Genomic DNA, 1,540 nt, shown 5'->3' with positions numbered 1-1,540 from the left:
GATGGCGGTATTTAATTCAACATTGATGTCGACTGAGACACCGCCATCGCGAGCAGGCTCGCTCCCACAGGGTTCGGCGTCATTTTGCTTTCAGGTCAGTTTCGCGAGGCACGCCTCGAGGATGTTGAGGCCTTCTTCAAGCACGGCAGCCTCGGTGGTCAACGGTGCCAGCAACCGAATGATGTGTCGCGACTTGCCGCTAGGCATCAGCAGCAAACCTGCCTCGCGTGCCAAGGCCAGCAGTTGCGTCAACTGAGGCGCGGCGGGTGTGCCGTCGATGTTGGCCAGTTCAATCCCGCGCATCGCGCCAACACCGGTCAAGCGGCCCAAATACGGCGACAGGTTGCGGGCGCGCCAGGATTGGTGGCGGCTGACAATCGCCTCTTCCTGTTGCGCACCCCAAGTGTGCAGGTTCGCGTCGGTCATCTCGTCGAGCGTTGCCAGCGCAGCGGCGCAGGCAATGGGGTTGCCGGAATAGGTGCCGCCCAATCCGCCCTTCGGCAGAATATCGAGCAACGACTTGCGCCCGACCACGGCCCCCAGCGGCACGCCGCCGGCGATGCTTTTGCCGAGCAGGATCAGGTCCGGCTCGATGCCCAGTCGCGAAAACGCGAAGCGCTGCCCGGTGCGGCCAAATCCCGACTGGATTTCGTCGGCGATCAGCACAATGTTTTTCTCATCACAGAACGTGCGCAGTGCCTTGGCGAACTCGACGTCCATGGCCAGAAAACCTGCTTCGCCCTGCACCGGTTCGACGATAAAACACGCCACGTCCTCGATATCGATTTCGACGCTGAACAGCCGGTCCATCGCCTTCAACGCTTCGGCGCAGGTCACGCCGTTGTCCTTGCTCGGGTAGGGCAAATGGAACACCGGCCCCGGCAGCACGCCGACCTTCTGCTTGTAGGGCGCGACTTTGCCATTGAGGTTGAGCGTGGCGAGGGTGCGGCCGTGGAAGGCGCCGTCGAAGGCGATGACGGCTGTGCGGCCAGTCGCGCCACGCACGATCTTCAACGCGTTCTCTGCGGCTTCCGCGCCACTGTTGGTGAGCATGCCGCTGACCGGATAATCCACCGGAATGAACGCGGTGAGGCGATCCATCAAGTCGAGGTAGGGCACGTGGGGGGCGGCGTTGAATGCGTAATGGGTCAGGCGGGTGGCTTGTTCGCGAATGGCCTCGACGATGCGTGGGTGGCAATGACCGAGGTTCAACACACCGATGCCGCCGACGAAGTCGATGTAGCGTTTGCCATCGGTGTCCCAGACTTCGGCATTTTTGCCGTGGCTGAGCGTGACGGGGTGTACGACGTTGATCGACCGGCTGATGTGTTCGCTGCTCATGGATGACCGACTCAGAAGAAAGGAGGCTTTCTTTTATCTAAGCCGCGAGCAGCGGTGCCCGGCAAACGAAATAAAGTCGCCGGGTCAATCTTAAAAGTCGGGATGTCAGAGAAGGGACTTTTTCTGTGGCGAGGGAGCTTGCTCCCGCTGGGTCGCGCAGCGGCCCCAAAAAAAGGACCGCTGCGCAGTCCAGCGGGAG

1 protein-coding gene is annotated in these 1,540 nt (G+C 61.5%); it reads right to left on the bottom strand.

The genetic code is table 11. From position 1 onward, the window contains the following. Positions 1–90: 90 nt before the first annotated feature. On the bottom strand, positions 91–1,341 hold the full coding sequence (locus EJA72_RS00455) for an aspartate aminotransferase family protein (RefSeq protein WP_157709597.1): 1,251 nt from the start codon (positions 1,339–1,341) through the stop codon (positions 91–93). Positions 1,342–1,540: the final 199 nt, after the last annotated feature.

This window comes from Pseudomonas sp. PB120, assembly GCF_009761815.1.
In the GTDB taxonomy this organism is placed as follows: Bacteria; Pseudomonadota; Gammaproteobacteria; order Pseudomonadales; family Pseudomonadaceae; genus Aquipseudomonas.
Note: the sequence above shows the minus strand (reverse complement) of the source record. Positions and strands in the feature narration are given on the sequence as shown.

Bases quoted from the DNA above. Each gene is read 5' to 3' on its own strand.
- EJA72_RS00455 (WP_157709597.1), bottom strand. From the start codon at position 1,341: ATGAGCAGCGAACACATCAGCCGGTCGATCAACGTCGTACACCCCGTC.